Origin of the sequence: Rhizocola hellebori (assembly GCF_016862955.1) — a bacterium.
Lineage (GTDB): Bacteria > Actinomycetota > Actinomycetes > Mycobacteriales > Micromonosporaceae > Rhizocola > Rhizocola hellebori.
In genome coordinates, this window is sequence record NZ_BONY01000028.1 from 21,227 (window position 1) to 47,675 (window position 26,449).

21 protein-coding genes are annotated in these 26,449 nt (G+C 67.3%); 7 read left to right on the forward strand and 14 right to left on the reverse strand.

Going from position 1 to position 26,449, the window contains the following annotated elements; genetic code table 11:
- Window positions 1-8: 8 nt before the first annotated feature.
- A complete protein-coding gene (locus Rhe02_RS22825) occupies window positions 9-2,408 on the reverse strand; it encodes a discoidin domain-containing protein (protein WP_203910356.1) in 2,400 nt (799 codons plus the stop codon).
- Between the two features lie 185 nt (window positions 2,409-2,593).
- Window positions 2,594-3,181, reverse strand: coding sequence for a DUF1349 domain-containing protein (locus Rhe02_RS22830; RefSeq protein ID WP_203910357.1), 588 nt, complete (start codon window positions 3,179-3,181; stop codon window positions 2,594-2,596).
- 50 nt (window positions 3,182-3,231) lie between these two features.
- Here Rhe02_RS22830 and Rhe02_RS22835 point away from each other — a divergent pair, with 50 nt between their 5' ends.
- Window positions 3,232-3,915 (forward strand): neutral zinc metallopeptidase, encoded by a 684-nt coding sequence (locus Rhe02_RS22835; RefSeq protein ID WP_203910358.1) that lies wholly within the window; start codon window positions 3,232-3,234, stop codon window positions 3,913-3,915.
- Here Rhe02_RS22835 and Rhe02_RS22840 read toward each other — a convergent pair.
- From Rhe02_RS22840 to Rhe02_RS22865, 6 genes are all read right to left on the reverse strand, one after another.
- Window positions 3,872-5,056 carry a purine-cytosine permease family protein gene (locus tag Rhe02_RS22840; protein ID WP_203910359.1) on the reverse strand — a complete coding sequence of 395 codons (1,185 nt, stop codon included), beginning with the start codon at window positions 5,054-5,056 and terminating at the stop codon, window positions 3,872-3,874. The two genes, Rhe02_RS22835 and Rhe02_RS22840, sit on opposite strands and share 44 nt — an antisense overlap.
- Before the next feature lie 104 nt (window positions 5,057-5,160).
- Window positions 5,161-5,934: an ABC transporter ATP-binding protein gene (locus tag Rhe02_RS22845; protein WP_203910360.1), complete on the reverse strand. Its 774-nt coding sequence runs from the start codon at window positions 5,932-5,934 to the stop codon at window positions 5,161-5,163.
- 4 nt (window positions 5,935-5,938) lie between these two features.
- Entirely contained in the window at window positions 5,939-6,925 is a 987-nt protein-coding gene (locus tag Rhe02_RS22850) for an ABC transporter substrate-binding protein (protein ID WP_203910361.1), read from the reverse strand.
- 13 nt (window positions 6,926-6,938) lie between these two features.
- Entirely contained in the window at window positions 6,939-7,742 is an 804-nt protein-coding gene (locus Rhe02_RS22855) for an ABC transporter permease (RefSeq protein ID WP_203910362.1), read from the reverse strand.
- Window positions 7,739-11,578 carry a ThuA domain-containing protein gene (locus tag Rhe02_RS22860; protein ID WP_203910363.1) on the reverse strand — a complete coding sequence of 1,280 codons (3,840 nt, stop codon included), beginning with the start codon at window positions 11,576-11,578 and terminating at the stop codon, window positions 7,739-7,741. The genes Rhe02_RS22855 and Rhe02_RS22860 overlap by 4 nt, the downstream gene beginning before the upstream one ends.
- Before the next feature lie 114 nt (window positions 11,579-11,692).
- Complete coding sequence (locus Rhe02_RS22865) at window positions 11,693-12,370, reverse strand: cupin domain-containing protein (protein ID WP_203910364.1); 678 nt, start codon at window positions 12,368-12,370, stop codon at window positions 11,693-11,695.
- A gap of 74 nt (window positions 12,371-12,444) precedes the next feature.
- On the opposite strand from Rhe02_RS22865, the gene Rhe02_RS22870 reads away from it, so the two are divergent.
- Window positions 12,445-13,458: a LacI family DNA-binding transcriptional regulator gene (locus Rhe02_RS22870; protein ID WP_203910365.1), complete on the forward strand. Its 1,014-nt coding sequence runs from the start codon at window positions 12,445-12,447 to the stop codon at window positions 13,456-13,458.
- 65 nt (window positions 13,459-13,523) lie between these two features.
- On the opposite strand, the gene Rhe02_RS22875 is transcribed toward Rhe02_RS22870, so the two are convergent.
- A complete protein-coding gene (locus Rhe02_RS22875) occupies window positions 13,524-14,528 on the reverse strand; it encodes a serine hydrolase (protein ID WP_203910366.1) in 1,005 nt (334 codons plus the stop codon).
- 16 nt (window positions 14,529-14,544) lie between these two features.
- Between Rhe02_RS22875 and Rhe02_RS22880 the strand changes: the two genes are divergently transcribed.
- Entirely contained in the window at window positions 14,545-15,732 is a 1,188-nt protein-coding gene (locus Rhe02_RS22880) for a type III PLP-dependent enzyme domain-containing protein (RefSeq protein WP_203910367.1), read from the forward strand.
- Window positions 15,733-15,742: 10 nt separating this feature from the next.
- Window positions 15,743-16,363, forward strand: coding sequence for an SGNH/GDSL hydrolase family protein (locus tag Rhe02_RS22885; protein WP_203910368.1), 621 nt, complete (start codon window positions 15,743-15,745; stop codon window positions 16,361-16,363).
- Here the strand turns inward: Rhe02_RS22885 and Rhe02_RS22890 are convergent.
- Window positions 16,346-16,807: an SRPBCC domain-containing protein gene (locus Rhe02_RS22890; RefSeq protein ID WP_203910369.1), complete on the reverse strand. Its 462-nt coding sequence runs from the start codon at window positions 16,805-16,807 to the stop codon at window positions 16,346-16,348. The two genes, Rhe02_RS22885 and Rhe02_RS22890, sit on opposite strands and share 18 nt — an antisense overlap.
- Before the next feature lie 74 nt (window positions 16,808-16,881).
- Here Rhe02_RS22890 and Rhe02_RS22895 point away from each other — a divergent pair, with 74 nt between their 5' ends.
- From Rhe02_RS22895 to Rhe02_RS22905, 3 genes are read left to right on the forward strand one after another with little or no spacing between them, the layout of a single operon-like run.
- Window positions 16,882-19,491 carry a glycoside hydrolase family 2 TIM barrel-domain containing protein gene (locus Rhe02_RS22895; RefSeq protein WP_239123994.1) on the forward strand — a complete coding sequence of 870 codons (2,610 nt, stop codon included), beginning with the start codon at window positions 16,882-16,884 and terminating at the stop codon, window positions 19,489-19,491.
- Between the two features lie 7 nt (window positions 19,492-19,498).
- A complete protein-coding gene (locus Rhe02_RS22900) occupies window positions 19,499-21,034 on the forward strand; it encodes a serine/threonine-protein kinase (RefSeq protein WP_203910371.1) in 1,536 nt (511 codons plus the stop codon).
- Between the two features lie 8 nt (window positions 21,035-21,042).
- Window positions 21,043-21,741 (forward strand): helix-turn-helix transcriptional regulator, encoded by a 699-nt coding sequence (locus tag Rhe02_RS22905; RefSeq protein WP_239123995.1) that lies wholly within the window; start codon window positions 21,043-21,045, stop codon window positions 21,739-21,741.
- On the opposite strand, the gene Rhe02_RS22910 is transcribed toward Rhe02_RS22905, so the two are convergent.
- From Rhe02_RS22910 to Rhe02_RS22925, 4 genes are read right to left on the reverse strand one after another with little or no spacing between them, the layout of a single operon-like run.
- Entirely contained in the window at window positions 21,722-22,126 is a 405-nt protein-coding gene (locus tag Rhe02_RS22910; RefSeq protein WP_203910372.1) for a VOC family protein, read from the reverse strand. The genes Rhe02_RS22905 and Rhe02_RS22910 overlap by 20 nt on opposite strands.
- A 43-nt stretch (window positions 22,127-22,169) precedes the next feature.
- Window positions 22,170-24,116 carry an ABC transporter ATP-binding protein gene (locus tag Rhe02_RS22915; RefSeq protein WP_203910373.1) on the reverse strand — a complete coding sequence of 649 codons (1,947 nt, stop codon included), beginning with the start codon at window positions 24,114-24,116 and terminating at the stop codon, window positions 22,170-22,172.
- Complete coding sequence (locus tag Rhe02_RS22920) at window positions 24,113-25,846, reverse strand: ABC transporter ATP-binding protein (RefSeq protein ID WP_203910374.1); 1,734 nt, start codon at window positions 25,844-25,846, stop codon at window positions 24,113-24,115. Before Rhe02_RS22920 ends, Rhe02_RS22915 begins: the two co-directional genes overlap by 4 nt.
- Entirely contained in the window at window positions 25,840-26,430 is a 591-nt protein-coding gene (locus Rhe02_RS22925) for a TetR/AcrR family transcriptional regulator (RefSeq protein WP_203910375.1), read from the reverse strand. Before Rhe02_RS22925 ends, Rhe02_RS22920 begins: the two co-directional genes overlap by 7 nt.
- Between the last annotated feature and the right edge of the window lie 19 nt (window positions 26,431-26,449).

The window sequence follows — 26,449 nt, forward strand, 5'->3', positions numbered from 1 at the left end:
GTTGAGCGCTAGGAGGCGTAGATCTCGAATTCGGAGATCTGGCCCGCGGGCCAGCCGGTGTTGGCGGTGAAGTTGAGTCTCACGTATCGCTGGGAGGTGGCCGGGAACGTGATGGTCACTGTGTTGCCGGTGGCCGGGTTGAAGGTGTAGCCGGCGGAGCCTGCGACGCCTGTGAAGGTTGAGCCGTTGGTGCTGCCCTGCACGGAGAGGGTTTGGGTGCGGGTGGCCCACGACGATGGCGGCGGAAGCTTGAGCACGATCCGGCTGATGGCGGTGGTGGCGCCGAGGTCGACCTGAAGCCATTGCGGGAAGGCGTTGTTGGCGCTTTCCCAGTAGCTGCTTGAGTTTCCGTCGACCGCGTTACCCGGTCCGTAGTTTTGCGTGGTGCTGCTCGCTGACGCGGGTTTGCCCTGGGCCAGGTTCGCGTTCGGAGCCGGGTTGGTGGTAGTGGTGGCGGTGTTTGAAGCGGCCGACGTGTTGCCGGCGGCGTCCTGGGCGGTCACGGTGAAGCTGTAGCTGGTGTTGGGGTTGAGGCCGGTGACGGTGTGCGTGGTACCCGTCAAAGTGGCGACAACTGTGGAGCCTTGGCGCACCTGGTAACCGGTGACGCCGACGTTGTCGGTGGAGGGCTGCCAAGACAGGGAGACGCTGTTGGTGGTTTTGCCGGTGACGGTCAGGTTGCCGGGGGCGGTGGGCGGCTGGGTGTCGGCCGGGGGGTTGCTGGTGGTGCCGTAGACCTCGAGCTCGGAGCATTGGCCGGCGGGCCAGCCCGTGTTGGCGGTGATGTCGATGCGGACGTAACGGGCCGAGGTGGCGGGGAAGTTGATGGTGACGGTGTTCGCGGCGGCGGGGTCGAAGACGCGGCCCTGCGCGGCGGCGATGGTGGTGAAGGCGGAACCGTTGGTGCTGCCCTGAATCGAGAGGGTCTGGGTGCGGGCGCCCCAGCCCGGGGGCAGCTTGAGCACGACGCGGCTGATGGTGGATGCGGCGCCGAGGTCGACCTGAAGCCATTGCGGGAACGCGTTGTTGGCGCTTTCCCAGTAGCTGCTTGAGTTTCCGTCGACCGCGTTGGCCGAGGCGAACCCGCCGTTGCTGGTGCTTGCGGAGGTGGCTTTGCCCCGGGCCAGATTCGAGTCGACGGGCGGCTGGCCGCCGACGATCGGCTGGGTGGGCCGCGTCGCGGTCAGCGGGATGAGTCCCTTGAGCATTTTGCCGCCGTCGGCGGTGATGCGGAGGTAGTAGTCGGACGAGCAGGCCGTGCCGTCCTCGTCCAGCGGCACGATGCCCGAGTTGGCGGGAACCCATGCCGCGCTTTCGGCGGTTTTCGCGATCTGGTTGCCTTCGTTGTACTCGTCGAACATCGAGACGTAGAGGCCTTGCGAGCCAAGGCGAACCATGTTGTAGATGTGCCGCCAGTAGAAGTCGCCGTGCCGGCGTACGCCTCGGGTCGACAGGTCGCCGGGCATGACACAGGGCTGATAGTCGATGCCACGGGCGGTGCACTCGGCCATGTCCCCGACGTTGACGTTGTTGTAGTAGGAGTCGAGGTCTGCCGGTGAGCCGGCGCGTCCCACCATCCACGGCGAGATCATGTTGAAAGCCGTGTAGACGTCGAAGAATCCGGCCCGCGAGTCGTTGATGCCCTGCCGCCACCAGGTGGGCACGCCGCCGATCACGTAGCAGCCCTGCGCCTTGAACCAGTTGATGACTTCCAGACAGGGTGGCGGGGTGAACGGGCGAGAGGGCTCGCTGAACCCGAAACCCCAGATGCACACCACCGGTTTGCCGTTCTGGCGGGCGTAGGCGGGGGACGCGGTGTAGGCCGACATCTTCGTGGTCCAGTCGGTTTTGATCTCGGTCTGCATGTTGAGCCAGTTGGTGACGTCGTACATGATGTAGAACTTGCGTCCGCGGGCCTCGGCGGCGGTGCGGACCTTGGCGGTCATGGCATCGCGGATCGGGCCCTCCGAGCTGAACGGGTTGAAGCGTTGCAGCGCAGCGGTATCGCAGCCGTTTTCCTGCATCCAGCGGAAGTGCGTGTCGACGGTCTGGTCGTCGTAGTGGGAGAACAGGGTGGCCGGCTGCCCGTTGCCCAGGTTGGCGTAGGCGGTCTGGTAGCTGCGCGTGTAGTCGCGCATGTCCGGCCAGGACACGATCGCGGTGTTGCTGGGGGAGGGCGGCTGCCCCCAGTTGTTGCTCCAATGCCACCAGCCGTTGATCGGTGATCCGTCGCCGATGCAGGCGAACCAGCCTTGATAGCCAACGGTAATCTTGCCGACCACATCGCCGGGTGGGCTTGCCGCCGCGGCCGGGTTGGTCAGCGCGGTCACCAGCTCGGTGGTCGACACCGCGGCCAGGGCTGAACCTGCCGCGACGGAGGTGACGAATCTGCGGCGTGAGACTGCCATGGGCGTTTCCCTTTCCTCAACTCGGTCATGCTTCAAGGCACTGCCGAGCGGAGGCAGGGGTCGCGGAGCGGGGGCAATCCTTTCTGCCACGAAGCATGGGGACTACCGCGATCCTGTCAGGTTTAGACACATGAATGCAATAGTCAGATCCAGCTACGCAACATTTCTACAACGGAGCTGCAAAACTAGGATCCGTCCCGCAGATCGAGGAGCTCGGTGGAGGTCATCGATAGCTCGGAAAAGGTGGCTGTGCAGCCATCGCCGATCGGGGCCTGTACTTCGATTCCCGCCCTTACCGTGGCATTCGTGTCGAGGCGGAAATATCTGACGAACTCCCATTGCTTGCCGTCGGGGCTGGCGTGAAAGGCGTAAGCCTGGCGGACTCGGCTGATCCGCAGCCAGATCTGTGCCGGGTCCGGCACCACCCACGCGTTGGCGTCGTCTGAGACACCGTTGGTGACCACCGAGACGACCATGGCCGAGCCCTGCGGCGACCTTTCGAAACAGAGCTTGGCCCAGTGCTCGTCGTCGGCGTAGACCATCAGCACGCCTGCGTCGTAGGTGCCGCTGAAGTCCACGGTCACCCTGGCCTTGAGCTGCCAGCTTTCCGGCGGACTGGCCACCACGGCGCGGGGCGCGTTCAGCGCGCGGTGGCCGCCGGCCGGGTCGATGAAGTAGTCGGTGGCCGGTCCGGTGGTTACCGTGACGATGCCGGCGTCGACATGCCACGATGACGGCTCGATATCCCAGGTCAAATCGAGAGGCAGCTGCATCGGCCGATGGTAGCGACTGAGCGGCAGCCGGAGGGGGTATAGCTACCGCCATGCGCCTGATAGCTCTGGCCGTCGCCGCCATTCTCGCCCTGGCCTGTGGGGTTTTGCCCAATGAGCCCCAGTCTGGCTCGACTGCGCCTCCCGGCGAACAGGAAGACGGCACGATGACCGTCGAAGAGTTCCGCCGTGACATCAACAGCGCGGTCGTGCTTGCCGAGGAGTACTGGCAGGAGCGGTTCCGTGAGTCCAATCAGCGGTTCGAGCCGATCGGGCGGGTCTTCGCCTACGAGGAGTCCGGTGAGGTGGCGTGCGGGCGGGAGGCCATCCCCTCGAACAATGCGGCCTATTGTCCGGCCGGTGACTTCATTGCCTATGACGTGGATTGGGCGGTGACCGCGTTCCGGCGCATCGGCGATGCCTTCCTGTTCTACCTGCTGGGTCATGAGTACGCGCACGGCATCCAGGTCAGGCTGGGCATCAGCTACGACTACACGATCCAGCAGGAACTCCAGGCCGACTGCATGGCGGGCGCCTACATCGGGGACATGGTCAAGGCCGGCCGGCTCCGCCTCGACGACGGTGACCTGGAGGAGTTTCAGCAGGGGTTGCTCGCGGTCGGCGACGACCCGAACCAGCCGTGGTTCGCCCCCGATGCCCACGGCACGGCGAAGCAGCGGACAGACGCCTTCTTCAAAGGCTACGAGAACTCGCTCGGCGCGTGTGGGCTGCGGTAGTCAGCGCCGCGGCCAGCAGCAGGCCCGCTACCGGTGCGGCCAGGAAGCCAAGGGCGGTAAGGATGGTGGCGACCGCGCCGGCCGGCATCCAGGTCCAGGCCGGCACGATTCGGGCGGGTAGGCCGCGGCGGCGTCGGACGGCTTCGGTGGCCATAGGCACGATCAGTGGTGGCAGCACGGCGGCCAGGATGGCGAGCCAGGGCAGCAGGTAGGTGTCGAAGCGTGCCACGGCAAGGAATCCGCCGAGCACGGCGACGGCGAGCATGCCCCACGCGGGGGCGACCCGGGGCAGTACCGAACGGATGGCCAGGGCGCCCGAATAGGTCGTGGTGAGGGCCGGGGTGAAGACGGCGAGGGTGACGAACAGGTTGCCGTAGGCGGCGATGCCCTCGGACTGGGCCAGCACCGCCACCACATCGCTGTTGCCGGTGCGCAGCCAGATGCCTATCCCGGCGATCGCCACACAGAGCGCCGGAACCACGAGCAGCCCGACGCACCAGGCGAGGTCGCGGCGGCGGGCCAGCCCGTGGGTGAAGTCGGGTGCGCGCACGGCAAAGACGGCGATGTACCCGCCGAGGGCGGCGATGTCCGCCGCGATGGCGGTGGAACTGTCCACTCCGGACAATGTGACCGGGGTGGACGACGGCGAGAGCCGGCTGACGCAGAAGGCCACGAGCGCGATGGCGCACAGGGTGGTGAGGATCGAAATCCGGTTGCCCAGCCGCGGGCTGGCGAAGGAGACGGCGAAGACGAGCGCGCCCAGCGCCAGCGCGCCCAGTGGACCGGGCAGCCCGGTGACGGTGGCCAGCGAGGCGCCACCGAGGCCGACGTTGAAGCCGTTCCAGCCGACCATCGCCAGCGCCAGAATCACGGCCAGCGTGACGCGGCTGCGCGCCGAGAGATAGGCCGGGGCAACCTCGGTCAGGGTGCCGCCGTCGCCCAGCGGCGGCCGCAACCCGAGCGAGCCCTGGGCGGTGAGTAACGCCGCCATCAGCAGCCCGCCCAAAGCGAGCCCCGCCAACGGAACCGCGCCGCCGTGCCGGGACGCCATGGCCGCGCCCAGGGTGAGCATTGCGGGCGCCGCGCCAAGGCCCAGCCACGGCCCGACCGCCGCCGGCCAATGCCGCGCCTCAGCTGCCACTGCCGCCGCCCGAAGCCATCGCTCCCAGGCCAGCCGATGTGCGCGGCCTGGCCGGGTAATGCGGGGTGGTCGGGTGGCGGGGGGTGGTTGCGGTGCGCGGCGGGTTAATGGTTGGCGCCTGAGCCGAGCAGACCGCGGATTTCGCTGGCGAGGCGGTCGAAGGTGGGGTCGGACATGACCTGAGCGTAGCGGCGCTCCTTGGGCAGGTCGACGTCGAGAGTCCGCAATAGGCGACCTGGCCGTTGGCTCATCACTTCTACTCGGGTACCCAGAAAGACTGCTTCTGCAATGGAATGGGTGACCAGAACGATGGTGGTGGCGGTCTCCCGCCAGATCCGGTTGAGTTCTTCGTTGAGCTGCTCGCGGGTCAGCGCGTCGAGGGCGCCGAAGGGTTCGTCCATGAGCAGCACCCGCGGCTGGTGCAGCAGCGCGCGGCACAGGGCCACCCGCTGCTGCATGCCACCGGAAAGCTCGTGCGGCAGAGCGTTTTCGAAGCCCTGCAACCCGGTCAGCTCGATGAGCTGGTCGGCCCGGCGGGCGGCGTCGGCCCGGTCCAGGCCGCGTATTTCGGCCTGCAGCAGGATGTTCTTGCGCGCGCCGCGCCATTCGAGCAGCGCGGCGCGCTGGAACACAAAGCCGATTTCCTTCTGCGGGCCGTTGACCTGCTGCCCCATCAAGGACACCGTGCCACTGGTCGGCCTGACCAGCCCGGCCACCACCTTCAGCAGGGTGGACTTGCCACAGCCGGAAGGGCCCACGATGGTGACGAACTCGCCCGGCTCGACCTGCATGGTGATCTCGGTCAGGGCGGTGGTCTGCGCTCGCTTCGACCGAAAGGTGACGACCAGGCCGGTGATGTCAATGGCGGCAGCGGTCATCTCCTCAGCCCTTGCCCGCGTAGGTGGAGTCCCAGTATTTCGAAGGGCTACCGGCGTCTTTCAGCTCGGCGTACTGCGACATGAGGCTGATCGTCTCGACCCACTTCGCCTCGGTGTTCACGCCCGGGGCGCCCTGCAGCAACGGGATGGCGAGGGTGAGCTGCTTGACGAGCACCGCTTTCGCGGGCTCCTGTTCGGCCATGGCGACCATCGCGTCGGCGGCGGCCGCGATGTTGTTGGCCGCTTCGGCCCAGGACTTCTGGGTCGCCCGGACAAAGGCCTTGACCAGGTCGGCGTTCTTGGCGAGATAGTTTTCGTTGACCACCAGCCCGGTGCCGAGCATGTTCATGCCGTGGTCGGCGAAGAGCAGGTAGTTGACCTTCTTGCCGGTGTTGCCTTCGATGGTGGGGGCCTGGTCGTGGAAGAAGCCCATGATCGCGTCGACCTTGCCCTCGGTGAGCGCAGCTATCTTGCCCGCCGCGTCGACGTTGACCACCTTGACATCCGCGGCCTGCATGCCGTTGGCCTTGAGCCAGGCCGGGAAGGTCGCGTACATGGCGTCGCCCGGGGTGCCGCCGACGGTCTTGCCCTTGAGGTCGGACGGCGTCGTGATGCCTTTGTCGGCAAGGAATTCGATCGATGCCGGACCCTTCTGCAGGAACACGCCGACGCTTTTCACCTTCATGCCGGTGTGGATGCCCTTGAGCAGGGGCGGGGTGTCGGCCCAGCCGAAGTCGGTCTGTTCCTGAGCTACGGCCTGGATCGTCTTGCCCGATCCGCCGCCCGGCTTGATTTCCAGGTTGATGCCTTCGTTCTCGTAGAAGCCCTTCATCTTGCCGTAGTAGAACGGCGCGTGCTCGCCGTAGGGGACCCAGTTGAGGGTCAGCGTGACGTTCTTCAGCGCGGCCGGTCTGCCGGTCGGGCCGGGATCAGAGGCGCCGCAACCGGCGGCGGTGACGACAAGTAATAGGGCGGCTAGCAAACGTCTCATGGCTTCCTCCGTGTCAGGAAGTGGTGAGGGGAGTCCCGGCGCGCCTGCTGGCGTGCCAGGGGATGAGCAGTGCCTCCGCCGCCTCGATGACGGCGAACAGGGCGATGCCGATCGCTGACATGAGGAACAGGTCGGCGAAAAGCATTGGCGCATCTAGGTTTCCGTTGGCGACCAGGAGCACGTAGCCGAGTCCTTCGGTCGCGCCGACGAACTCGCCGACCACCGCGCCGACGACGGCGAGGGTCACCGCGACCTTCAGGCCGGCCATGAGGTGGGGAAGCGCGTTCGGGAACCGGATTTTGCGGAAGGTCTGCCACGGCGAGGCGCCCATGGTGGCGCTCAGGTCGAGCAGCTCCGGGTCGGTGGAACGCAGGCCCGCCACGCCGGAGATGACGACCGGGAAGAAGGCGATCAGCACCGCCAGGATGATCTTCGGGGTGAGGCCGAAGCCGAACCAGACGATCAGCAGCGGGGCAATGGCGATCTTCGGGATGACCTGGGCGAAAAGGACGATCGGGTAGAGCGCCCTCTCCATGGTCTTGGAGTAGGCGATCAACACGGCGGCGCCGAGGCCGATCAGGGCCGCCAGCACGAAGCCGAGGATGGTCTCCCACAACGTCACGAAACTGTTGCGCATCAAGAAGTCCCACTGCCCGGTCAGGGTCTGCCACACCTGCTCCGGGCGCGGCACAAGGTAGTTGGGCACGACCTGGCGGGCCGCCACGACCCACCAGGCAACGAGCACTACCGCCAGGACGAGGGCCGGCCGCCACGTATTTGTCGTAGCAGCGGCCAGCCTCCTCAACGGACTCGTCATTGAACAATCAGCGCGTTGAAGCGCCACCACTCATTGGCCACGTTGGTGCTGAATCTCAGATCCACGGTGGTACCTCCCGTGACAGTGAGGCGTTCCCAGGCGTACTGAGCTGTGCCGAGGGTGACGCCGCCGTTGAGGACACGCGTAGTGCCGATGTCGATGAGCAAGGGTTGTGCAGCGAAGTTGTTGTCCCCGCGGAGGATCCAGATGGTCCGGGTGCCGGCCGGCAGGTTGAGCCGTAGCGTGGCCGGGCTCTGCGAGGTGACGTGGTCGCGCCGCAGCACGTCCGGTGCGCCTCTGTCGCGATCGGACAGCCCGGTGGTGGTCCCGGTCCAGCCGAACCCGGTGGCCGCCGAGTAGGCGGTGGCCGGCGACAGCCGGCTGTAGCCGCCGAGCAGAGGGCTGGTGGCCGAGCCGGAATCGATGCGCATCAGACCCGCGCCCGGAGCGACGTAGGTTTGCGCGGTGCGCGAGACGCTCGACCCGGTCGCCGAGGCGGTCACCGTCGACAGCGCCAGCATGCCCTGGGTCAGCGTGTCCGACGGGGTGAACGGCACGTTGAAGTTGGTCGTCGTGTTGGCCGGGACGGAGACGTTGACCGGTGGCGAGGACCAGCCGGCCGGCATGGCGAGGGTCAGCGTCGTGCTGACCGAGGCGGCGGTACGGTTGGCCAGACCGATCACGGCCGTGTTGGCCGTGCCGCCGATCGCGGGCAGCGGCAGGCTCAGCGCGGTGACCTCGAGCCCCGCGGCGGGAGCCACGAACTCCAGCCAGTCCACATTGAACAGATCGCCGGTCGCCGCGGTGTTGCGGAAGACCAGGAAAAGTTCATAGCTGCCACCGGGATCGGTGATGTCGGCGGTCACGTTGACGAAGTTGCGCCAGCCGCCGGTGTTGGCCACCGCCACGCTGCCCAGCAAGGGGCCGGTGGCCGAGCCGCGCCGCAGCTCGATGGTGCCACCGGCACCGCCGCTGGCCACCCGGAAGCGGATCGCGTCGACGTTGAGCAGGTTGATCGGCTCGTAACTGGCCCAGTCCCCGTTGGAGATGGTGCCGATCATCTGTCCCTGCGCGGGCTGGCCGCTGACCACGTCCACCAGACTGGTACCGGATTGGCGCGTGTAGTGGTCGGCCTCCTTGTGCCGCGGCTGCAGGATGGCCGAGTCGCCGCCGGACAGCCGCGCCACCCCGTTGGCGCCGCGGTCGGTGTATTTGGTGTCCACGACGTAGAAGAGGTTGTCGTTGGAGGTGTGCCCGCTGTCGATGATGGTCTGAATGGTCCCGCTGCAACCCCTGTACGTCTCCAGCGGATGCGCGTGCTGGGCGTGCCCCAGCGCGGGCTGGGTGACCACCTCGTTGCAGTCGGTCGTGCCGTCTTCGGGATCGCTGACGCTGACCGAGTAGGAAACCGTCCCGCCGAAATCGAAGATCTGACCGTCCAGAGGCGAGGTGAGGGTCACCACCGGCGCCGTGTTGCCGACAGTGATGGGAATGTTGGCGACGCTGGCCCGTCCCGTGGAGTCGGTGACGACCAGGCGGGCCGTGATGTTTCCATTGGTGGTGTAGGTGAACGACGGGTTCGGCGCGGTCGAGTCGATCGAGCCGTTGTTGGTGAAGTCCCAGCCGAAGGTGATGCTCTGGCCCGGATCCGGGTCGCTGCTTCCGGCCGAGGAGAACTGCACGCTCAGCGGTGCTTGCCCACTCGTCGGCGTCGCTGAGCCGCGGGCGATGGGCGCGCGATCGTTGGCCTGCACATAGTTGATTTTGTAGATGCCCGAGTCGAGGTTGGGGTCGCCGCGGCCGGAGCCGCCGTAGTTGGTGCCCCACTCGATGACGTACATGGATCCGTCCGGGCCGAACTCCATGTCGATGGGGCGCAGGAAGGTCCAGTGGGGCATGAACCTGTTGATGGAGAAGGGTTGCCCGGCCGCGTTCTGTTTCACCTCGAAGATCGCGTTGCGGGTCCAGTCGGCGATGAACATGGTGTCGTCGTAGTACTGCGGGAATTTGACGTCACTCGATGAGGCTGCGTCGTAGTGGTACATGGGGCCGGCGATGGCCAGCCTTCCCCCGCTGCCCAGCTCCGGCCAGGTCGCCGAAACGCCGTAGGGGTAAGGAAGCCAGGCGCCGCGCGCCGCGGGCAGGGTGGTCAGGCCGGTGTTGTTGGGCGAGTTGTTGACCGGGCCGCCTGCGCAGTTGAACGCGGGGCCGGAGACGTTGGTGGCGAAGTTGAAGTCGAGGTAGGGCAGGTTGGCGCCGATGCAGTGCGGCCAGCCGTAGTTGCCTGCCGAGCGGGCCTGGTTGAACTCGTCGTAGCCCTGCGGCCCGCGGGTCGCCGAGTCGGCCGACGCGTCGGGGCCGACGTCGCCCCAGTACAGGTAGTTGGTTTCCGGGTCTACCGAGATGCGGTAAGGGTTGCGGGTGCCCATGGCGTAGATCTCGGGCCGGGTGCTGGCGGTCCCGGGCGCGAACAGGTTGCCGGCCGGAATCGTGTAGGTGCCGTTGGCCTCGGGGTGGATCCGCAACACCTTGCCGCGCAGGTCGTTGGTGTTGGCCGAGGAGCGCTGCGCGTCGTTGTTCTCCTGCCCGGCCCGTTCGTCGAACGCGCCGAAGCCGCTGCAGCACGGCGAGGAGTTGTCGCCGGTGGCCACATAGAGGTTGCCGTTGGTGTCGAAGGCCAGGCCGCCGCCCTCGTGCGCGTTGACCTGCCGTTGCGAGCTGAACGAGAACAGGATGCGTTCGCTGGCCAGGTCGAGCGTTTTGGACGCCTCGACGAAGGTGAATCGGGAGACCCTGTTCACGGCCGTCGACAGCGGCGAATAGTAGATGTAGAGCCATTTGTTGGTGGCGAAGTTGGGGTCCAGCACGATGCCGTGCATGCCGTGGGTGTGCTCGACGAGCACGCTCAGGGTGGCGGCGGTGGTGGTGAGCTGGGTGGTGGGGTCGAATACGTTGACCTTGCCCGCGCGCTGGACGTAGAAGACCCGGCCCGCCGGGTCGACGTCCATGTCCAGGGGGTCGTCGGTGTTGCCGTCGAGCAGGACCTTCTCGTAGCGGTCCTCCTCGGTGGCGCCGCAGTCACCCGCCGCCGCCCCGGCCGCCCACTCGATTCCGCCCAGGATGTGGGACAGGAACAGCGGTTCGGAGAAGGCGGAGATGTTGTGGCCGAGCGCGGTGTACCAGGAGCGCCCGCCTTCGAAGTTCTGGCACCAGGCGATCGGGTGGTCGGCGCCCATCAGGTGACCGGTGTAGCTGCGGGTGTCGAAGCTTGCCAGCACGTGCACTGTTCCGCGCGGATTTGCCCGGAAGTCGTAGGGCTCCTCCGAGCGCACCCAGCTTTGCGGAAGATTGCGGGTCGACGGATGCACCCGGTCGTCGACCTGAACGGTGACGTTCTGGATCGCCGGATGCACCGAGAAGGTCGCGCCGACCATGCTGTGGTACCAGGCCCAGTCGTAGTCGGTGGCGGTGGCCGCGTGGATGCCGGTGTAGCCGTGGCCCGCGCGGATGTAGCGCTCGAACGCGGCACGCTGCGCGGCGGTGAGCACCGCACCGTCGCGGCCGTTGGTGTTGTTGAAGATGACGGCGTCGAACGGGGCAAGGCCCGCGTCGGTGAACAGGTTGGCGTCGTCGGAGACGGTCACCTGGAAGTTGTTGTCCACCCCCAGCTGCTGGATCGCGGCCTTGCCGGCCGGGATCGAGTCGTGGACAAATCCGTTGACCTTGCTGAACACCAGGACGTGGAAGCGGGGTGCGGCGGAGGCGGCGGCAGGCCCGACCAGACCGGCCGCTACCAGGATCAAGACGAACGAGAGCACGCGAAACGGGTTGCGCATTGAACCCTCCATCCATGGGCATCATGGTTGGCGCCGCCCGCCGCCGACTACATGGCAAGCGCTTTCCCGGCACTTTAAGCGAGGGATGTCAATGCAGCAATACCCAAAAACGGCTCAGCTGGTCAGGTAGGTGTTCAGCAGGCCGCACATGCCGCGGCGGCCGACCTCGGTCGGCTCGGCGAGCTGGAACACCTGCGCGTCGGACAGATGCGGCGCCTGCCCGGACTCCAGGGCGTCGAGCTGGCGGCCGGTGTCGTCGGCCATGCGCTTGGCCCCCGCGGTCCATCTTTCCCGCCAGGCGGGCAGCTGTGGCGAAACCAGCTTGATCGCGGCGGCGTGAAAGTCGCGCAGCGGCCCGAAGTCGCCGGCCACGGCCGCGTCGCGCAGCTCGGCGAAACCTTCCAACGCCAGCTCACGGCGCTGCAACGCGGCCTCGACGCCGCCCGGAGGCAGCGTGGCGGCGCCCGCGTAGGCCAGCGGGTCGGCCAGGATCTGGGGCGGGAAGGTAAGCACCGCGTCGCCGGCTTCGGGCAGCCCGCTGTTCTGCATGAGCACCACGATCTGAAGGTCACCATGGTTGATCAGCCGGTGGATGGTGCCGGGGCGGAACCAGACGACGGCCCCGGGTTTGAGCGGCGTCTCCTGGTACCCAGAAAGGGTAAGGGTTTGCACCTCTCCGGCGCCGCCGGTGACCACATAGGACTCGCTGCAGCACAGGTGCATGTGGGGCGAACCGCTCTGCGGATAGACACTCAGCTGGGAAACGCCTACGCCACCGGGAAGTTCGCTCATGATGGGACTCCTCAACCTGGGAAAGGGCTTTCTTCAGCTACTCTGAGGCTACCAACCACCAACCGGAGGCCGCCATGGCGACGCTTGCCGACGTGGCGAGACGAGCTGGCGTCTCGCAGGCGACGGCTTCACGCATCATCAATGGCAGCGCGAAGCCCGTCACCGAGCGGTTGCGGGTCAGAGTGCTTGCCGCCGTTGAGGAGCTGCAGTACGTCCCGAACGCCCACGCCCAGTCGCTGGCCCGCTCGCAGCGCAGCGCCATCGGTGTCATCGTGCACGACGTCTCCGATCCCTACTTCGCCGAGATCACGCGTGGCCTGCAGCGTGTCGCCACCGAGCATGGCCGCCTGGTCATCATCTGCAACAGCTACCGCCACCCCGAGCGGGAGCTGGAATACGTTGAGCTGCTTCGGGCCCAGCAGGCGGCCGCGATCATCCTGGCCGGGTCGGGCTACCACGATGCCCAGTTCACCCGGTCGCTCAACTCCAAGCTGCAGGTCTACGAACGCACCGGTGGCCGGGTCACCGTGATCGGCCGCCACCAGCACGCCAGCGACGCCGTGATGCCCGCAAACGAATCGGGTGGCTATCTGCTGGGCGCTGAGCTTTTTCGCCTGGGTCACCGGGAAATCGGGGTCATCGCGGGCCCCCGCCTGCTGACCACCACCACCGACCGGCTGGCCGGCCTGCGCCGCGCGGCGCGCGACTACTCGCGTCCGCTGCGGCATGTCGCTTACGCCGACTTCGATCGCGACGGCGGCGCTGCCGCGGCCGCCTCCCTGCTCGCGCAGCGGCCACAGCTGACCGCGATCGCGGCGCTCAACGACTCGATGGCCATCGGCGCCCTCGCCTACCTTCGTTCGGCGAAGATCGAGGTGCCGGCCCAGATCAGCGTGATCGGCTTTGACGACATGCCCATAGCGCGCGATGTCACGCCCGCCCTGACCACCGTGCGGCTGCCGCTGGCGGAGATCGGCGCCCGGGCGATGACGATGGCGCTGGACGACAGCCTGCGCGACCGCCCGCCGCGCATCGAGGAGATCGGCTGCGAGATCGTCCGCCGTGAAAGCACCGCCCCGCCGCCCTAGGCGAAGTCAAAGTTGGACGTTTCTTGTCGCTATAGCCACAAGAAACGTCCAAGATTGCGAAGCTATTAGCCGCCGTTGACCGGGACGAACTGCGGCACGGTGTGGCGGAACGAGCGCGCGGCGAGGCCGGCGACGGGGGCGGGCAGGGAGTCGAACATGACGCGGCCGAGTTTGGCGTGCACCTCGACGGCCGGGTGGGTGGAGCCGTAGTTGTCGAGATCGCCGAGGGAGTCGGCGAACATGGCGTAGGTCAGGGCGGGTGAGCCGTCGGTATTGAACATGATGCCGGCCTCGTTGCGGGCCGCGCCCAGGGTGTTGAAGTCGGCGCCGTACTTGGTGGCGACCCGGCTGCGCTCATTGGAGGACATCGAGCGGCGGATGCCGTCGTGGTATCCGTTGACCCAGCGGGTGACCCGCAGCAGGAAGTCGGTGGAGGCCGGGCTGAGCAGGGTGCCGTTGGCCAGACGCCAGAGGAAGTCGTGGGTTTCCCGGGGCGTGGTCACGCCGAGGAAGAACCGGTTGGGGTTGGCCACCGGCTCCACCCGGGTCTTGACAAACCCTTTGGCGGCAAGGATTTCGTTGATTTCCAGGGCGGGCACGACCCGGCCGCACATGCGCACCGACGTGTTGTCGGAGACCAGCAGCATGGCGGTGAGGAAGTTGGCGATGGTGATGTCGTCGCCCCACACGCCGTGCAGATGGTAGATGCCGCTGCCGCCGAGGATGATGCTGGCTTGCAGGTCGAGACGCTGGCCCATGGTGAGCAGGCCCCGGTCGACCTTGTCGAGCACGGTCATCGCGACGAAGAGCTTCTGAACGCTGTAGCCGTTGGTGACGAAGTCGGCGTCGTCTTCGAGCACGGTCTCCAGCGCCCCTTCGCCGTTGACCATAGCGATGTGTGAATGCCATCGGCCGCCCGCCTCGGCCGTGAGCTTGGAGTATTTCTTGCGGATGTGGTTGACGGGATTTTTGTCAGTCTCGGTTGCCCCCGCCGGTGAGCCGAAAGCGAAAGTGGCCGCCGCTGCGGCGCCAACCCCAAGGGCGGCGCGACGCGTTACCTCATATGACATCACTAGAGTGAACCACATGCGCGTGGAATGTGTGGGTAAGGGCTTTTGGCAGCCAAAACGCGAAGTGTCCTTTGTAGAATTCGTCCAAGAAGGACATAACCTCTTCGGCGGGGCGTTCACCTGGCCGATCATGGTGCTCCGGCGCAGCGCGCTGGACCACAACCTGGCCACGCTGGCCGCCTTCTGCCGGGAATACGGCTTCGAGTTTGCTCCGCACGGGAAGACGACAATGTCGCCGACGCTGTGGCAGATGCAGCTCGACGCCGGGGCCTGGGGCATCACCCTGGCGACCGTGAACCAGGCGCTGGTGGCCGCCAAGTTCGGTGTGCCGCGGGTGTTGCTGGCCAACGAGGTGCTCGATCCGGGACCGTTGCGCTGGCTCGCCACCCAGGAGGGGTTCGATTTCTCGTGCTTTGTGGACTCGCTGGCCGGGGTGCGCGTGCTGGAGCAGGTCGGGCGGCCGGTCAGCGTCTTCGCCGAGCTGGGGTTCGCCGGTGGGCGAGCAGGGTGCCGCTCGGCAAACGAGCTTGTGCAGGTGGTGCGGGCGGCGAAGGAAAGCGGAAACGTCACGGTCAAGGGGGTGGCCGGATATGAGGGCGGGTTGCCCGATGCGCGGGCGGTCGCGGCCTATGTGGACTCGCTCAAACAGGCCGCGCTCACGTTGGCGGCCGAAGGCCTCCTCGAGGAGGAAGTCATTGTCACGGCGGGTGGGAGCACCTACTTCGATGTGGTGGCCGACGGGCTCGCCGGGCAATGGCTGCCCGGTCATCGACTCAAGGTCGTGCTGCGCAGCGGCGCCTACCTTTCGCACGATGACGGTTTCTATTTGGAACACACGCCTTTTCTCCGGGTACCCGAGAAAGGATCCCTGAAAGCGGCGATCGAGCTGTGGGCGCAGGTGACGTCGACGCCCGAGGAGGGCCTGGTGATAGCGGGCATGGGCAAGCGGGACGCCCCGCACGACGAAGGGCTGCCGGTGCCGTTGCGGATCCGGGGGCTGGATGGCAAGGTGCGTAACGTGAGCGGGGCAGAGGTGGTCAGGCTCAACGACCACCACGCTTACGTGACGGGAGTCCAGGCAAGCGCGGGCGAGCTGATCTGTTTCGGCATCTCGCATCCGTGCACGGCTTTCGACAAGTGGCGGGTGATCCCGGTGGTCGAGGACGACTATCGGGTGTCCGACCTGCTGCGCACCTATTTCTGAGGAGAAACCGATGCAATTTGGCCCTGGACAGCGGATCGTCTTCATCGGTGACAGCATCACCGACTCGGAGAGGCTGCGAGACGTTCCGCCCTACGGCAACGGCTACATGAGCCTGGTTCGGGCGTTCGTCACGGCACGCCATCCCGAGCTGGGCCTGACCTGGTTCAACACCGGCATCAGCGGCAACACCGTGCGCGACCTCGACGGCCGCTGGGAGGAGGACGTGGTCGAGCTGAAGCCGCACTGGCTCTCCGTGATGATCGGCATCAACGACATCTGGCGGGCCTTCGAGGACAGGGGTTCCGAGGCCGTGCCGATCGGCGAGTATGAGGAAACGTTGCACCGCTTGCTGAAGCGGGCTGTGGACGGCACGGGCTGCAAGCTCATCCTGGCCGACCCCTACCTCATCGAGGCCGATCAGGCCGAGCCGCAGCTGGTGGAAACCCGCCGCTACTGCGAGGTGGTGGCCCGGCTGGCGGCCGAGTTCGGCGCGCTGCATGTGCGCTCACAGGAGGCCTTCGACCGCGCGCTGACCACCACGAGCTCGCTCGACTGGGCGCACGACCGGATCCACCCGAACCTGCCCGGCCATGCCGTGCTCGCCCAGGCTTTCCTAGACGTGCTTGAGTGACTCGACCCGCTGTTTCAAGGCGGCGGCGTGCCTTTCGAAGCCGTCTTGGACAGCGGCCACCGAGACCGTGAAGCCGATGAGGCCGCGGAAGCGTTCCTCGGTGCGGTAAACGGTGGACCCGCCAACGTTTTCCAAGGCTTGCCGCCGCCGGCCCCGGATCAGCCCGGTTACGTGCAGCGGGCCACGGAACTCGTACTCGAGGGTGGCCTTGCCGTTGGCCGGGGCATCGATGGTGGTGATCCGCTCCGGGCTGGCGAACCGGCGGCCGCTGCTGAACTTCACGTGCAGCAGGATGTCGTCGCCGACGCGGGCCGTCTCGCCGCCGGAGCGGCGCGCACGGTAGATGAAAGGATTCCACTCCCGGTAGGCGGGCAGGTCGAGCATGACCGACCAGACGAGGTCGATCGGGGCGTCGATGGTGACCGTGGCTTGGGCGAGCCGCATGCGCTGAAGCTAGCGAACACCGCCCCGCAGCGCCAGGGTTGACTGAGCTGATGGTAAACGTTTACTGTTCGAAAATGTCTTACCTGAAAAGGGTTCCCGTGCCCGTGGGGACCCTGTCGCCGCGGCCCTGTCTGGCCTCCGACGCTCCGGTGCTCGACCTGAGCGGCCAGTGGCGGTTTCGCCTGCTGCCCACCGCGGACGGCCCGGCCGACTTCGCCTCGGCCGGTTTCGACGACAGCGGGTGGGAGATCAAGCCGGTTCCCTCCCATTTCGGCACGCCCGCCTACACCAACGCGAACTACCCCATTCCGGTTGAGCCTCCCTTGGTACCCGATGAGAACCCGACCGGTGACCACCGCGTCACCTTCGACCTGCCCCCGGGCTGGCCCGCAGGCGATGCGGCGCTTCGCTTCGAGGGGGTCGACTCGTGCGGCCGGGTCTGGCTCAACGGCGTCGAGCTGGGCGTGACCTTCGGCAGCCGGCTGCCCAACGAGTTCGCTGTCGGCCACCTGCTGCGCGAAACAGGCAACGTGCTCGCGGTGCGGGTGCATCAGTGGTCGCCCGGCACGTACCTGGAAGACCAGGACATGTGGTGGTGGCCGGGGATTTTCCGCGAGGTGCGCCTGATCGCGCGTCCGGCGGGCGGGCTGGATCAGGTGCGGGTGCAGGCAGGCTTCGACCACGAGACCGGGCTGGGGACCCTGACCGTCGACGGGGCCGAGGTGGTCAGCGGCCCGGATCTGAGCCGGCCGGTGCGCCCGTGGACGGCGGAAACCCCGTACCTGTACGACGTGGTGATCCGTAGCGGGCCGGAGACGGCGACGATCCGGGTGGGCTTTCGCACCGTGTCCATTGAGGATGGTGTGCTGAAGGTGAACGGCCGGCGGATCCTCTTCCGCGGCGTGAACCGGCACGAGTTCCATCCGGTCACCGGGCGGGCGCTGAGCGAGGAGGTGATGCGCGCCGACCTGGAACTGATGCGCGCGCACAATGTCAATGCGGTGCGGACAAGCCACTACCCGCCGCACCCGCGTTTTCTGGACTTCTGCGACGAGCTGGGCTTCTGGGTCATCGACGAATGTGACCTCGAGACGCACGGCTTCGAACCGTTTGGCTGGCAAGGCAACCCGACCGACGACCCGGCTTGGCGCGAGGCGCTGGAGGATCGCGCGCGCCGCATGGTGCTGCGGGACAGGCACCACCCGAGCGTCATCATGTGGTCGCTGGGCAACGAAGCCGGCGTCGGGCGCAACCTGGGGGCGATGGCCGCCGCCATGCGGGCGCTGGATTCCACCCGCCCGCTGCACTACGAGGGCGACCGCACCTGCGAGCACACCGACGTCAACAGCCGCATGTATGCCCCGCACGACGAAGTCGCGCAGATCGGCCAGAGCACGACACGCCCTTTCATCCTGTGCGAGTACGGCCACGCGATGGGCAACGGGCCGGGTGGCCTTTCCGAGTACCAGCGCCTGTTCGAGACCTTCGAGCGCTGCCAAGGCGGGTTCATCTGGGAGTGGATCGATCACGGCATCGCCTCCGAGAGGGGTTTCCTTTACGGGGGCGACTTCGGCGAGGAGCTGCACGACGGCAGCTTCATCTGCGACGGCCTCGTCTTCCCGGATCGCACGCCTTCGCCCGGGCTCGCCGAGTACAAGAAGGTCATCGAACCCATCCGGATCACACGCGACGGCATCGAGAACCGTTACGACTTCCGTAGCCTGGAAGGCTTTTCGCTGCGCTGGGGCTACGACGGCGGCGGTGGTGGCGAGCTGCCGTGCCCGCCGCTGCGGCCCGGAGAGCAGGCGCCGCTTGAGGTTCCGCCGGGCTCGGGCTGGTGCACGGTCTCCGCCCTGGACCCGGCCGGGCACGAGATCGCCTGGGGTCAATGGCAGGACTCGCCATCAAGGCACGAACTCCCCGCAATCCCCGATGGCCCACTGGAAAGGGGGCCCGAGGTCCGGCTGGACGTGTGGCGGGCGCCTATCGACAATGATCAGTTCGGCGGGCGTCCCCCGAAACTGGCGCAGCTCTGGCGCGACGCGGGCCTGCACCGCATGAAGCAGCGAACCATTTCCCTGGATCCGCTGCGTGTTCGCCTCGCCCCGGCGGCGGCGAATTTCGGCCTGCTGGCCACATATCGGTGGGAGCCGCAGGCCGACGGCTCGGTGCGCCTGGAGGTGGAGGTGGAGCCCGACGGGCAATGGCACGTGCCGCTGCCGCGGGTGGGTCTGCGCTTCGCGCTCCCGGCGAGCCTGGGCATCGCGCAATGGTTCGGTGGCGGGCCTGGCGAGGCCTACCCCGACTCGCGCCAGGCGGCCAAGATGGGCCTGCACCGGATGAGCGTGGACCAGATGCAGACCCCCTACGTTTTTCCGCAGGAGAACGGGGCCCGCATCGATGTGCGATGGGCCAGTCTGACCGATTCCGGCGGCAACGGGCTGCGCATCGAGGGCGACACCCCGTTCCTTTTCACCGCCCGCCGATGGACCACCGAGCAGCTCGACGCGGCCCGGCACACCAGCGAACTCGTGCCTAGTGACCGGATCTGGGTCAACGTTGACGCTGCCCAGCACGGGCTCGGTTCCGGGTCTTGTGGGCCGGTGGCGCTGCCTGCGTACGTTCTGCATCCGAAACGGCTGAGAATCGCGCTGAGGTTCGTCAGACTGGGGAACGGGGTATGAAACCGAAGTGCTGCAACCCGGAGTCGTGCTGAGCGAGCGTTATCGGCTGGACGACCGGCTCGGCAGGGGAGCGATGGGCGACGTCTGGCGCTCAACCGATCTTCTGCTCGGCCGCACCGTCGCAGTCAAGACACTGCTGCCCGCATTGATCGCCGACCCCGGGTTCTCGGCGCGCTTCTTCGCCGAGGCGAGGATCATGGCCGCGCTGCACCACCCCGGCATAGTCAACGTCTACGACTACGGCCAGAGCGAGCTTGCCCCCGATGAGGTCGCTGTCTACCTGGTCATGGAGTGCGTCGAGGGCGAGCCGCTGTCGGCGCGGATGGAGGTCAAGGGCCGGCTCGGCGTGGCCGAGACGCTGTCGATGGTGGCACAGGTGGCCTCGGCCCTTCAGGCGGCGCACGACGCCAACATCGTTCACCGCGACGTCAAGCCCAGCAACCTGCTTGTCACCAGCGACGGCACGATCCGGCTGGCCGACTTCGGGGTGGCCCGCTCGGTGGAGTCGGCGGCGCTCACCGCCACCAACGCGGTGCTGGGCACGGCCCGGTACATGGCGCCCGAGCAGGCGATGGGCCGCTCCGCCACGGCGGCGGCCGACATCTACGCGCTGGGTGCGGTCGCCTATCACTGTCTGGCCGGCGTGCCGCCGTTCCAGGGCGACACCCCGATCGAGGTGGCCTTGCACCACGTCCAGGACGAGCCGCCGCCGCTGCCCGACGGAATTTCGCCGCAGGTACGTGAGCTGGTCAGCCGGGCGATGGCGAAGGACCCAGCGCAACGGTTTCCCAGCGCCGCCGCTTTCGGTCACGCCGCCCACCTGCTGCGGACCATCTCGGGGTCGGGCGGGGGCGCGGAATCGACGGTGGTCACCACCGGGCAGCCGATCAGGGCCGCGGCCCAGTCACCCCTTCGCGGCCCGGGCAAGGACGGCACCACGCTGTCGGACATGCTGCCCGTGCCGATGACGGTGGGAGGTGTCCGGCGCAGGCGCGGCACGAAGGTCGCCGCCGCCGGAGCCGGGCTCGGGCTGGCCCTGCTGGCCACCTTCCTCTTCGCGGACATGCACGACAAGCAGCCGACGGGGACGGTGACGCCCACGGTCGCCCCGTCCAGCCAGTCATCCAAAGTGGACAGCGGCGGCAAACCCGGGCCGTCGGGTGGCCGATCCGCCACGCCCGGGGTGACCCCGTCGCCCACTGCGATCGCGCCGCAAACCTCGGCGCCGCCGGCGACCGTCGCCCCGGCCACGCCACCGCCAGCCACCACCGCGCCGACCGCGCCGCCACCCGCGACGCAAGCCGCCTCGCCGGAGGCGGCCGCGGCGCCCGCCCCCGCGCCGCAAATCGCGCCGCCGGCCGGGCCGGTGGCACCCTCGGCCGCGCCGTCGGCCGGGCCCGAGGTTTCGCCGGAGCCGCAGGCGGCCCCCGGGGTCTCGCCGGAGGTGGTCCCGCCCGGAGTGACGCCCGCACCCGGGCCGCCTGAGGCCCCGCCGTTCCAGCCGCCGGAGCCGTTCAACCCGATTGACAGGGTGGCGCAATAGAATGGCCCGTGCCCATCGCCAGTGAGCAGCCTGTGACCGGCTACCGTGAGCGGCGTTCCCGCCTGCCTGGCGTGGTGGCCTGGGAAAGGCCGACGCCTGAGGCCGACCCGGGGCTGGTTCTGCCCGATGGCTGCATGGATCTCATTTGGACAGACGGCACGCTGATCGTCGCCGGGCCGGATACCCACGCGCACTCCTCGGGCGAGCCTGCGACCTACGCCGGGCTGCGGTTCGCGCCGGGCATGGGCCCCGCGGTGCTGGGGGTGCCCGCGGCGGCGCTGCGCGATCAGCGGGTGCCGCTGGCGCAGCTGTGGCCGGCGGCGAGGGTGCGCCGCCTGGCCGACCGGGTGACCGGTGCCGACAACCACCTGGCGGCGCTGGAAGATGTTGCCGCGCAAGTGATGCCGCCCAGCGATCCGGCGCTGGCCCTGATCGTCAAGTCGCTGGACGCCGGGGCGGGCGTGGCACAGACTGCTGCGCTGCTCGACATGGGCGAACGCCGGTTGCACCGGCGCTGCCTCGACGCCTTCGGCTACGGCCCCAAGACGCTCGCCCGGATCCTGCGGATGAACAGGGCCCTCGCCCTGGCCCGCGCCGGCACTCCATTCGCGACGGTCGCGGCGCAGGCGGGCTACGCCGATCAGGCCCACCTGGCGCGCGACGTCAAGGACATGGCCGGGGTCCCGCTCAGCTCGCTGGTGGGGTGAGGGGACAGAACAGATCCACGCCGTTGCCATCGGGATCGACGATGGTCGCATAACGCTGACCCCAGAAGGCGTCCCAGGGTTCCTTGTGCCCCCGATACCCAGCCGCGACGACCTCGGCGTAAAGCCGGTCGACCTCCGCCGGGGAACCGCACAGGAAGGCCAGTGAGATGCGGGGGCTGCCGGTGGGCTCGGTCCATTCCGGATCGAAGGTGCGCACCATGCTGATCAGATCCCACGCGATCCTTATTCCGCCGGGAAGCGTGGACTCGACATGGTCCTCCTTCTCCGCGCCGGGCGGGAGGTCCAGCCCCATCAGCCGGTAGAACGCCAGTGCCTTGCCCATATCGGCAACGGCCATACCAATCATGTCCAGCCTGAGAGTCATGACTATCAAGCTAGCTGGCGTTCTACCCTGCGTCTTGAACGAATCAGACAGCCGCCCCGGCGAACTGGGCCTGATACAGGCGTGCGTAGGCGCCGCCGGCGGCGATGAGCTTGTCGTGCGAGCCCTGCTCCACGATCCGGCCCGACTCCATCACCAGGATGACGTCGGCGTTGCGGATGGTGGACAGGCGGTGCGCGATGACAAAGCTGGTGCGGCCGGAGCGAAGCGAGGACATCGCCCGCTGGATGAGCACCTCGGTGCGCGTGTCCACGGAGCTGGTCGCCTCGTCGAGGATGAGGATGCTCGGCTCGGCCAGGAACGCCCGTGCGATGGTCAGCAGCTGCTTCTCACCCGCGCTCACGTTCGAGCCCTCCTCGTCGAGGATGGTCTCGTAGCCTTCGGGCAGCGTGCGCACGAACCGGTCGACATGGGTGGCCTTGGCCGCCGCGACTATCCGCTCGCGGGACGGGTTGTCGGCCCCATAAGCGATGTTGTCCGCGATGGTACCGCCGAAGAGCCAGGTGTCCTGCAAAACCATGCCCATCTTCGAGCGCAGGTCCTCGCGCGTCATCTTGGTGACGTCCACGCCGTCGAGGGTGATCCGCCCGCTGTCCACTTCGTAGAAGCGCATCAACAGGTTCACCAGCGTCGTCTTGCCCGCGCCGGTCGGCCCGACGATGGCGACGGTCTGGCCCGGCTCCACCCGCAGCGAGAGGTCCTCGATCAGCGGCTCCTCCTCCTTGTACCGGAAGGAGACGTTCTCGAAGGCGACCTCGCCCCGCGCCTGCGGCACCCGTTCCGGCAGCACCGGCTCGCGGCTCTGCTCTTCGGCATCGAGCAGGCCGAAGACCCGCTCGGCCGACGCGACACCAGACTGCACCAGGTTGGACATGGCCGCGACCTGGCTCAGCGGCTGGCTGAACTGGCGCGAGTATTGAATGAACGCCTGCACATCACCGAGACTGAGCGAGCCGTTGGCCACGCGCAGCGCGCCGACCACGGCGACGAGCACGTAGTTCAGGTTGCCGATGAAGAACATCGCGGGCTGGATCATCCCGGAGATGAACTGCGCCTTGAAACTCGACGCGTAGAGGGCATCGTTGTGCTGTTTGAACGTCGCGGAGGCCTCCTTGCGCCGCCCGAAGACCTTCACCAGCGAGTGCCCGGTGTACATCTCCTCGATGTGCGCGTTGAGCTTTCCGGTGGTCGCCCACTGCGCGATGAACTGGGGCTGCGCCTTCTTGCCGATCCGCATCGTGACGAAGACCGACACCGGTACGGTCACCAGCGCGATGAGCGCGAGCAGCGGCGAAATCCAGAACATCATTGCCAGCACGCCGATGATGGTGAGCACCGAGTTCATCAGCTGGCTCATCGACTGCTGCATCGTCTGCGCCACATTGTCGATGTCGTTGGTGGCCCGGCTGAGCACCTCACCGCGGGCCTGCTTGTCGAAGTAGCTCAACGGAAGCCGGGACAGCTTGGCCTCGACCTCTTCGCGCAGCCGGTAAATGGTGCGCTGCACGACCGTGGTGATGAGCCGGAACTGGAACAGCGAGAACACCGACGAGGCCACGTAGACGGCCAGCGCCCACATCAGCACCTGGCTCAGCTTGGTGAAGTCGATGCCCTGTCCCGGCACGACGCTCATCGAGGCCACCAGGTCGGCGAAGGTGTTGTTGCCCGACAGCCGGATCGCTTCCACCGCCTGGTCTTTGGTCAGCTCCGCGGGCAGCTGTGAGCCGATGAAGCCCTCAAAGATCACGTCGGTGGCGTGGCCGAGGATCTTCGGCCCGATCACCGCGAGCGTGACACCGGTGATGCCGAGCACCAGCGCGGCCCAAAGCAGCTTCTTGTCCGGGCGCAGCATCCCCAGGATCCGCCGCACCGAGGCCTTGAAGTTCATCGGCTTGGCGATCGGCGGCCCGGCCATCATCGCCGCGGGCCCAAAACGGGGGTTGGATTCGGGTTTACGAGTGGGGGCGCTCATGCTGCTTCTTCCTCCGTGAGCTGGGACAGCACGATTTCCCGATAGGTTTCGTTGCTGCGCATGAGTTCTGTGTGGGTACCGTTGCCGACCACCTGCCCGTCGTCGAGCACCAGGATCCGGTCGGCGTCGCGGATGGTGTTGACGCGCTGGGCCACGATGACGACCGTGGCGTCGGTGGTTTCGCGGGCCAGAGCCGCGCGCAGCGCGGCGTCGGTGGAGTAGTCGAGCGCTGAGAACGAGTCGTCGAACAGGTAGATCTCGGGGCGGCGCACCAGAGCGCGGGCGATGGCCAGCCGCTGGCGCTGCCCGCCCGAGACGTTCGTGCCGCCCTGTGCGATCGGGGCGTTGAGCCCCTCCGGCATCTGCTCGACGAAGTCTCGCGCCTGGGCCACCTCCAGCGCCTTCCACAGCTCCTCGTCGGTGGCGTCGGCGTTGCCGTATCTGAGGTTGCTGGCGACGGTACCCGTAAAGAGATAAGGCTTTTGGGGCACGAAGCCGACGGTGCGCGACAGGGCGCCGGGCTCCAGCTTGCGCACGTCGACCTCATCGACGAGCACCTGGCCGCCCGTGGCGTCGAACAGCCGGGGCACCAGGTGCAGCAGCGTCGACTTTCCACTGCCCGTGCTGCCGATGATGGCCGTCGTCTCGCCCGGGCGTGCGATCAGGTCGATGCCGCGCAGCACCGGCTCCTCCGCGCCGGGGTAGCGGAACTCGACATCGCGCATTTCGAGGTGGCCGTTGGACCCCAGGATCGTCACCGGATCGGACGGCGGGGCGACACTCGACTCGGTGTCGAGCACCTCCTCGATCCGCTCAGCGCACACCTCGGCCCGCGGGATCATCATGAACATGAACGTGGCCATCATCACGGCCATGAGGATCTGCATCAGATAGCTGAGAAACGCTGTCAGCGCACCGATTTCCATCTCGCCGCTGTCGATGCGCATCGAGCCGAACCAGAGCACGGCCACGGTGGTCACGTTAATGATGAGCATGACGAGCGGGAACATGAACGCCATCAGCTTGCCGACGGCCAGCGAGACAGCGGTCAGGTCGCTGTTGGCGCCCGCGAAACGCTCCTGCTCGTGCTTGTCGCGCACGAAGGCGCGGATGACCCGGATGCCCGTGATCTGCTCCCGCATCACGCGGTTGACCTCATCGATGTTGTTCTGCATCGCGCGGAACAGCGGGCGCATCCGGTAGATGATGATCCCGATCCCGATCACCAGAGCCGGGATCACGGCCAGCAGCAGGCCGGAGAGCTGCACATCGAGCCTCAACGCGAGGATGATGCCGCCGACCATCATGATGGGCGCCGACACCATCATGGTGAACGTCATCAGCGCCAGCATCTGCACCTGGAGCACGTCGTTGGTGGTCCGCGTGATCAGCGACGGGGCCCCGAAGTGGCCCACCTCGCGCGCCGAGAAGTCTTGTATCCGCTCGAAGATGGCCGATCTGATGTCGCGTCCGGCCGCCATGGCGGTCTGCGCTCCAAAGTAGACAGCGCCCACGGAGCAGACGAGCTGCACCAGCGAAACGCCGAGCATGATCCCACCGACGCGCAGAATGTAGTTGATGTCGCCCTTGACGACTCCGTGGTCGATGATGTCGGCGTAAAGGGTGGGCAGGTAGAGGGTGGCGACGGTCTGAATCAGTTGCAACAGCACGACCAGAGTGAGCTGTCGCTTGTAGGGGGCAAGGTGACGGCGCAGGAGTCTAATCAGCATGGGAGTTCTTTCTTGGCTTCGGGGAACAGCGCTCCGTCGAGGACCACGGTGACCATGTCGTCACCGGAGATGGCATCCTTCGGGTTGTGGCACATGATCATGGAGATGAGCAGCCAGGCGATGGAATCCGCGGGCAGGCGCAACTGGTGCTGGTCGGGTTTGAGTAGGTCGGTGAGGGCTTGCACGATCCTGGCCATGCCTTCGCGCGCATCGGCCGGCTGGATCGCGACACCTGAGGCGCGCAGGGCCATGATCAGGGGGAGGTTGTCCTTGAACCGGCGCATGATCACGTGTACTGCGGTCCTGAGCCGGAATCGAAGATCGGGATCGCCCGCGATCGCCTTGATCGACTCGATGGCTGGCGCCGGGTCGAAGGCGTAGGCCAGCGTCGCGGAGATCAGGGCCGCCTTGTCGGGGAAGGCCCGGAAGATCGTCCCCTCGGCCACCCCGGCACACTCCGCGATCTTGCGGGTGCTCACGTTGAGCCCCTCGGCTCTCAGCAGGGGTAACGTGGCCGCAATGATGGCCGCCCGCCTGCTCTCGGGCGCTAACGGCGCAGCTCGCCGCCGCATCTGCTCGTTCACGCGGCCAATCTAATGAGTG